Source organism: Mesorhizobium sp. M7A.F.Ca.ET.027.03.2.1 (genome assembly GCF_003999175.1).
GTDB lineage: Bacteria > Pseudomonadota > Alphaproteobacteria > Rhizobiales > Rhizobiaceae > Mesorhizobium.
On sequence record NZ_RZOM01000166.1, the window covers coordinates 1 to 7,926 of the forward strand.

Below are 7,926 nucleotides of genomic sequence, written 5' to 3' on the forward strand. Positions count from 1 at the left end.
GCCGTAGACGCCCTCGGTGTCCTTTGGCAGCATGTTCTGGATGAAGGTCTGCAGCACCATCGCCTCGAACTTCTTGAATTTGTTGGCCGGGTCGGTTGCAGCGGCGGCCTTGTCGGCGGTGGCGCGCGACAGGATCGAGCCGGCATCGACCGAAGCGGCGGTGTCGAGTGAAAACGTGCCCGCAGCGCCGCCGACCCGCTTTGCCAGCGCGGCGCGGGCGGTCTCGATATCCGCCGGGTCGGCGGCTCGGGCCACATCCATAACGATGTCGCTGGGTGGAGAAATCGCCAAGAAAGTCCGCCTTTTACCGGTTTTCCCTGACCAGACCATGCCTCAACAAGCTTGTGGCAGGCTTGCGGGGAGGGAGCGGAGTGCGGGGATCGGATCGAAGCTGCCGGCTTTGCGCCGAGGGTGGGATTTCCGCCTCAGCTTCACTCCTTGACCGCCCCCGTCATCGAGGAGACGTAGTGTTCGACAAAGAATGAATAGAGCACCACCACCGGCAGGGAGCCGATCAGCGCGCCTGCCATCAGGGCTCCCCATTCATAGACGTCCGAACGTACGAGCTCGGTAAGCACGCCGACCGGCACGGTCTTGTTTTCGGACGACTGGATAAAGGTCAAGGCGTAGATGAATTCGTTCCATGACAGGGTGAAAGCGAAGATGCCGGCGGAGATCAGACCGGGCACCGACAGCGGCAGAACTATCTTGGTCAGGATTTGCCAGCGGCTCGCGCCGTCGATCAGCGCGCATTCTTCCAGTTCGAAAGGGATCGAGCGGAAGTAGCCCATCAAGAGCCACGTGCAGAATGGAATGAGGAAGGTCGGATAGGTGAGGATCAGTGCGAACGGCGTATCGTAAAGGCCGAGGTTGAACACCATTACCGACAGTGGAATGAACAGAATCGAGGGCGGCACGAGATAGGCCAGGAAGATCGCCAAGCCGACCTGCCGCGCCCCGGAAAACCTCAAGCGCTCGATCGCATAGGCAGCGAACACCGCTGCCAGCAGCGACAGGAAAGTTGAGGCGGTCGAGATGATGATCGTGTTGAGAAGCCAACCCGGATAGGACGTGTCGAAGAGCAGATACCGAATATGCTCGAGCGTCGGATGGACGACCCAGAACGGGTTGAAATTGGCATAATCCGTCATCTCGAGATTGGGTTTCACCGCCGTGATCGTCATCCAGTAGAACGGGAACAGCAGCACGATGACGAATATCAGGAGCGGCAGATAAACGGTGACCACGCGCCGGGGCAGGCTCTGGAGATAGCCCATGCCGCCTTCATCCGTGTTCGGACGATTGTTCGTTTCGATCGCGGCCATGTCAGTCTCCACCGCCCTGCTGCCATTTACGACGTTGCAGCCCGAAATAGCTGAAAAGGATCGCCGCTAGCAGGAACGGGATCATCGCCACCGCGATCGCGGCTCCCTCGCCAAGCTGGCCGCCGGAAATGCCGCGCTGGAACGAGAGCGTCGCCATCAGATGGGTGGCATTCACCGGTCCGCCGCGAGTCAGCACATAGATCAACTGGAAATCGGTGAAGGTGAACAGGACCGAAAAGGTCATGGTGATGGCGATGATCGGCGTCAGCAGCGGCAGCGTCACATAGCGGAACAACTGCCAACGGCTGGCGCCGTCGAGCGTCGCGGCCTCGTAAAGCGATTGGGGAATCGTCTGCAGGCCGGCCAGCAGCGTGATGGCCACGAAAGGAATGCCGCGCCAGACATTGGCAGCGATCACCGAGGCGCGCGCGTTCTCCGGATCGCCAAGGAAATTGATGCGGTGATCGATCAGTCCCATTTCCATGAGAGCCCACGACAGGATGGAGAACTGCGAATCGTAGATCCACCAGAAGGCGATGGCCGAGAGCACCGTCGGCACCACCCACGGCAGCAGGACAATCGCGCGGAAGAACGATTTGAAGGGAAGGTTCTGGTTGAGGATGAGCGCCAGCCAGAGGCCGAGCGCGAATTTCAGGATCGAGGCGCTGATCGTGTAGAGCAAGGTGTTGAAGACGGAGAGCCAGAAGACGGCGTCGCTCCACAGATATTCATAGTTTTCGACGCCGATGAAGATGCCGGGGCGGCCGATGCGGGCATCGGTGAAGCCGAGCCAGACGCCGAGCCCCAGCGGATAGGTCAGGAAGACAAGCAGCAGTGCAGCCGCCGGAAGCATGAAGCCGAAGCCAAGTGCGTTCCGGCTTTCGCTCCAGCGCGACAGAATCCGTGAGAAGATCGAAGGTCGCGGCTGGATAGCAGCTGACGGCACGGCCATGGGTTGGCTCCTGCTGAGGTCTCATTGATAGGCCGGATCGGCCGCGACGCAATCCGAAGCCAGCCGGGCAGCGGCGCTGCCCGGCTGAGCCGGCTCAAACGCGATAATAGCGATTTGCCCGCTTCTCGGCCTCTTCCATTGCCTCTTGCGGCGTGGCCTGGCCGGTCACCGCTTTGGCGAACATGTCGACCAGCACGTAGTCGGCCATGGTTGCCGCCGAGGCATAGCCGAGCGGCCCGGCATAGCCGTTAGGCCGCAGAGTAGCCGAAGCCTTGGCGTAAGCGGCGTTGTTGGGATCGGCAGTCCACACGGGGTTGTTGTCGAATGCCTTCAGTGTCTGGCAGCAATATCCGGCCGAGGAGGTGATCCAGTCCTTCATTTGCGGTTCCTCGAACATGAACTGCAAATACGCCTTGGCCGCGTTCGGGTAGGGCGTGTAATTGAAGATGACGGCCGTGGTCACCTGGAACAATTCGACGGATTTGCCGACAGGACCGATGGGCAGGTTGGTCGTGCGTATGTCCTTGGCGATTTCAGCCAGCTTTGGATCTTTGTCCTTATTGATCTTGGCCGTGTTGTAGGCGGAAATTCCATTGGCGATCACCCCCAGTTCGCCGGCCAGGAAGGCGCGGTTGTTGTTGACGTCGAGCCAGCTTTCGGTGCCTGGAATGAAGGTCTTGTAGAGTTCCTGCGCGTATTCGATCGCCTTGAGGGTCTCGGGGCTGTTGATCGTTACCTTGCCACTCTCGTCGACCATCTGGCCGCCATGGCTCCACAGCAGCCAATGAGCATAGTTGTTGCCGTCACCGACGCCATGGCCATGCGTGAAGCCGGCCGGATGTCCCTTCGCTTGCAAGGCCTTGCAAAGTTCCAGGAAGCCTTTCGTGTCCTTGGGAAACTCCGAAAAGCCGGCCTCTTTCACCCAGCTTTCCCGATAGACGATGGCATTTCCGATCGTGGCCAGGGGCAGGCCGACGAACTTCCCGTCGCGTGTCGCATATTGCTTAGGTCCCTCGTGCCAGCCGCCATATTTCGAGCCGAGATACTCGCCCAGTTCGCTCACGTCGTGCAGCTTGTCGGGATATTGGTGCGGGTCATCGAACCAGACGAACATCAGGTCGGGGCCGGACCCGACATTTGCTGCGACCGCCGCCTTGGGACGAATGTCCTCCCAGCTTTCCTTGTCGACGCGAACCTCGACACCTGTCGCCTCGGTGAAGCGTTTGGTGTTGGCCAGCCATTGGTCCTCATCGCCCTGGACGAAGGGCGACCAGCGCAGCAGTCTAAGCTTGGCGCCATCCTCGGGTTTGTATTTCAGTCCGTCCTGGGCAAGGGCCGGAGAGCTGATGAACCGACTTCCCAAGGCACCCGCCGCCGCGCCGGCGGTGGTGCGGATCACGTCGCGTCTGGTGAACTTCATGCTCGTTTCCTCCTGTTGTTGTCCTTGCCTGTGGTCCTACTGATCGATACGTGTCTGGAATCTCTGTCCGGTTTCTGCGTGAAAGAGATGGATAAGGCTGGGCTCGGCCGTAAGCCGGATGGTTTCGCCCGGCGTAAAGGAATGTCGTTCCCGGAAATTCGCGACGATCTCTTCGCCGCCGGCTGTCCGGCCGATGAGCTGCACTTCGGACCCGGTTGGTTCAACCACCGCGACGGTGACCGGAATGCCCTGGTCGTCGGACAGCCGCAAATGCTCGGGCCTTATTCCCAGCACCACAGGCTCGCCATTGCGGATGGAAAGTGCCGAGGCCAACGGGACCGAAATCCCCCCGGCGCCGCGGAACGAGGGTGAGCCGTCGGTAGCGATCTCGCCCCTCAGCAAATTCATGGCCGGCGAGCCGATAAAGCTGGCGACAAAAAGATTGTTCGGCCGGTCATAGAGTTCCAGCGGCGGCCCTATCTGCTCGACGATGCCGTCATGCATGACCACGATCTTGTCAGCCATGGTCATGGCTTCGATCTGATCGTGAGTGACGTAGACTGTCGTGGTCTTGAGGCGCTGGTGCAGTTCCTTGATCTCGGCGCGCATCTGCACCCTGAGTTTGGCGTCGAGATTGGACAGCGGTTCGTCGAAGAGAAAGACCGCCGGATCACGAACGATCGCGCGGCCCATTGCGACGCGCTGGCGTTGGCCGCCGGAAAGCTGCCGAGGATAGCGAGCCAGCAACGGCACCAGCCCAAGGATTTCGGCCGCGCGGCGCACGCCGGCATCGCTCTCCGGCTTGGAAACTCCTTTGAGCATCAGCGAGAACGCCATGTTCTCGGCAACGGTCATGTGTGGGTAGAGCGCATAGTTCTGGAAGACCATGGCGACGTCGCGCTCCTTGGGCGCAACGTTGTTGACGACACGTTCGCCAATCGCGATCTGGCCGCGTGAAATCTTTTCCAGGCCGGCGATCATTCTGAGGAGGGTTGATTTTCCGCAGCCCGACGGTCCGACCAGAGTGACGAACTCGCCGTCCTCGATGTTCACGCTGACCCCGTGCAGGATCTCGACAGCGCCGAATGATTTATAAACTTCGCCAATTGCGACAGACGCCATCGATCCTCCCAACAAATTCCCGCGACGTCGTCGAAGGAACAACGCTTCCGCTAGCGACAGCCCTGGCTCCTCCCAGGCTCACGCTAGGCCGAAACGGTAGCGCTACCAAACCGGGCTGTAAAGCGTTTACGGGAAAGCCGAACCTTGGAGGGTCCGCTTCGCGCCACGCAATCCTCCCAGCTACTCCTGCGTCCGCTTCTGCGTGATCAGGTCCAGCCGCTCGCGGTCGGAGCGTTCGCGTTCGTCGCGGTTGCGTACGTCCTTGTAGGCGCGCTCGACCATATTGGTGCGGGCGGTCGCCGCGGCGATGAGGCTGGCTTCCTGCCTGGCGCTCGCCAGGTTCGCTTCCTGGCGCACGACCGCCTGGGCAATGCGGCGATGGTAGAGATCGGGAAACAGGGCGGAGAGCGAATCGTCCTGGTCGAAATGGCCGACCAGTTCCCTGGCTTCGGCCTCGGCGGCACTGGCCGCCGCAAGGAAGGTGGCGTGGCGGGTTTCGTGCAGCGCCTTCAGCTGTTCCTGAACCTTGACCAGCTTCTTGAGGCGGTCCTTGCGCGTGCTCATTTCTATCTCGCCAATGTCAGATCGACGAAGCCGTCGACGAACAGCGACAGCATGGTGCCGACGGCGAAATAGAAGATGATCATGCCGCCGGCGATGATGAAGGGCTGGGAGATGAAATAGATCGGGATCTGCGGCGTCAGCTTGTTGACGAAGCCGATCGTCAGATTGACGAGAATAGCATAGGCGACGAACGGGCTGCCGAGGCGGATGACCAGGAAGAAGGTGTCCGACACCGTGTCGGTGACATCGACGAGGGCGGCCTGCGGGTTGAAGAAGATGTTGACCGGCGCGACCGTGTAGGAGGAAACCAGCGCGCGTATTATCTCGTGGTCGAAATCGAAGACAAACAGCATCAACAGCGCCGAGAACGAGATGATTGCGGCAAGGGCTGCCTGGGGTTCGGGTTCCTCGATCGCCGGTCCGCCGGTGCCGCCATAGCCGACCAGCATGGCGATGGCCGAGCCCATGAAGCGCAGGGCTTCCATGTAGAGCCTGGTCATGGCGCCGATCAGGCCGCCGACCAGAAGTTCCGAGATGATCATCGGCACCAGGATTTGCGGGCGCGGGTCGACGAAAGGAAAGATCTTGTCCCACAGGAAGGCGAGCAGGCCGCCGGTGGCGGCGACCGCCACGAACAACCTGACCTGGACCGGGACGCGGGCGCTGGAGAGGCCCGGCATCAGCATGAAACAGGCGCCGATGCGGCAGAAGGCGAGGAACGCCGCGATGACGACGCCTTGCGACAGCACGCTCACGATATGGTTCCGAGCACCTTGATCTCGACGCCCTTGGCGATTTCGACATGGCTGAGCACCGGCAGTGTGGTGAACAGGCGCTCGATAATCATGCGCACATAGGGGCGGGCGTCGGGCGCGGTGACGAGGACGAAACGCTCGCCGGCTTCCAGATATTTCTTGATCGCCTTGGTGGCGTCCTGGCCGAACTCCTCGAGCTGGCGCGGGTCGATGTCGAATTCGCGCACCTCGCCCTTGGCGTCGCGCTTGAGGCTCTGGTGGAAGGCGAGGTCCCAGCGATTGCCGAGGCGCAGCACCTTCAGCACGCCGCCCTCGGACAGGTCGCCGCATATCTGCTGGGCCATGCGGATGCGGACATGCTCGACAATCTGCTCGGTGCGGCGCACATGCGGCGCGATCTCGGCGATCGCCTCGATGATCAGGTGCAGATTGCGGATCGAGACGCGCTCGGCCAGCAGCAGCTTCAACACCGCCTGCAGGCCGGGATAGGAGATGTGCGTGGTGCAGATCTCGTCGGCGAGCTTGCGGTATTCCTGGTCCTGGCGTTCGAGCAGCGCCTTCATGTCCTTGTAGGACAGAAGCTGCGGCAGGTTGTTGCGGATGACCTCGGAGAGATGGGTGAGCAGCACCGACATGTTGTCGGCGAAGGTGTAGTTCTCGCGCTTCAGATCCTCGGCGAAGGCTTCGACCACGGAATAGGCGCGCATGCCGAAGGCCGGCTCGCGGATTTCCTCGCCCGGTATCTCGGGTATGTCGCGGTTGCCGAGCAGCACCATGATCTCGCCGACGCGCATCTGGTACTCGGCCACCACGGTGCCGTGCACCTTGATCTGGTAGCTCTTCGGCGGGATGGCGAAATCGTCGGCGACGCGCACTTCCGGCACGACGAAGCCGTACTGGGTGGCGAATTTCTTGCGCATCTTGCCCATGCGGAAAACCAGTTCCTGATGCGACGTCAGCAGCCTTGTCGACAGCTGCTTGCCGATCAAAAGCTCGATCTCGGCGGTGGCGAGCGAAGCCTTGACCGAGTTCTTCTCCTCTTCGACCTTGGTCGCCTTTTCCTGATCCTTGATCGCCTCGGCTTCGGCGACGGCGCGGTTGGCGCGCATCGGGATGACGTAGCCGAGACCGGCCATGCCGGCGGCGAGCGCAAAGAACGGGAACAGCGGCAGGCCGGGCATCAGGCCGAGCAGGACCAGCAGCGATGCCGCGACATAGAGGGCGCGCGGGTGGGCACCGAGCTGGCCGAACACCGCCTGGTTGGTCGAGCCGCGGGTGCCGCCCTTGGAGACGAGCAGGCCGGCGGCGAGCGACACGATCAGTGCCGGGATCTGGGTGACGAGGCCGTCGCCGACCGACAGCTTGATGAACACGTCGGCGGCTTCGCCCATGCCCATGCCGTGCCTGATGTAGCCGATGGCGATGCCGCCGACGATGTTGATGGCGGTGATGATGAGGCCGGCGATGGCGTCACCGCGCACGAACTTCGAGGCGCCGTCCATCGAGCCGAAGAAAGAAGATTCTTCTTCCAGTTCGCGGCGGCGCAGCTGCGCGGTTTTGTCGTCGATCATGCCGGCCGACAGGTCGGCGTCGATCGACATCTGCTTGCCGGGGATGGCGTCGAGGGTGAAGCGCGCGCCGACTTCGGCGATACGCGTGGCGCCCTTGGTGATGACGATGAAGTTCACCACGATCAGGATCATGAAGACGATCAGGCCGATGACGAAGTCGCTGGCCATCACCAGCTTGGAGAAGCCGGCGATGACATAGCCGGCGGCATGCGTGCCC

At 61.7% G+C, this 7,926-nt stretch carries 7 protein-coding genes and 1 pseudogene; all 8 read right to left on the minus strand.

Annotation, left to right across the window (positions count from 1 at the left end):
- A pseudogene (locus tag EN750_RS10110) lies at positions 1 to 330 on the minus strand (flagellar biosynthesis protein FlgJ); the annotation flags it as partial.
- Positions 331 to 431: 101 nt separating this feature from the next.
- Positions 432 to 1,325, minus strand: a complete 894-nt coding sequence (locus EN750_RS10115) for a carbohydrate ABC transporter permease (protein WP_127396336.1) — start codon at positions 1,323 to 1,325, stop codon at positions 432 to 434.
- A gap of 1 nt (position 1,326) precedes the next feature.
- Entirely contained in the window at positions 1,327 to 2,277 is a 951-nt protein-coding gene (locus EN750_RS10120; RefSeq protein WP_127271702.1) for a sugar ABC transporter permease, read from the minus strand.
- A 94-nt stretch (positions 2,278 to 2,371) separates the two neighbouring features.
- Entirely contained in the window at positions 2,372 to 3,697 is a 1,326-nt protein-coding gene (locus tag EN750_RS10125; RefSeq protein WP_027038230.1) for an ABC transporter substrate-binding protein, read from the minus strand.
- A 36-nt stretch (positions 3,698 to 3,733) separates the two neighbouring features.
- Positions 3,734 to 4,819 (minus strand): sn-glycerol-3-phosphate ABC transporter ATP-binding protein UgpC, encoded by a 1,086-nt coding sequence (ugpC, locus tag EN750_RS10130; protein ID WP_127271287.1) that lies wholly within the window; start codon positions 4,817 to 4,819, stop codon positions 3,734 to 3,736.
- 180 nt (positions 4,820 to 4,999) lie between these two features.
- Complete coding sequence (locus EN750_RS10135) at positions 5,000 to 5,383, minus strand: hypothetical protein (RefSeq protein ID WP_127396337.1); 384 nt, start codon at positions 5,381 to 5,383, stop codon at positions 5,000 to 5,002.
- 2 nt (positions 5,384 to 5,385) lie between these two features.
- Positions 5,386 to 6,138, minus strand: a complete 753-nt coding sequence (gene fliR / locus EN750_RS10140; RefSeq protein ID WP_013529768.1) for a flagellar biosynthetic protein FliR — start codon at positions 6,136 to 6,138, stop codon at positions 5,386 to 5,388.
- Positions 6,135 to 7,926 (minus strand): flagellar biosynthesis protein FlhA (gene flhA / locus EN750_RS10145; RefSeq protein ID WP_127396338.1); only part of this gene is annotated, 1,792 nt, incomplete at its 5' end. The genes flhA and fliR, both read right to left, overlap by 4 nt.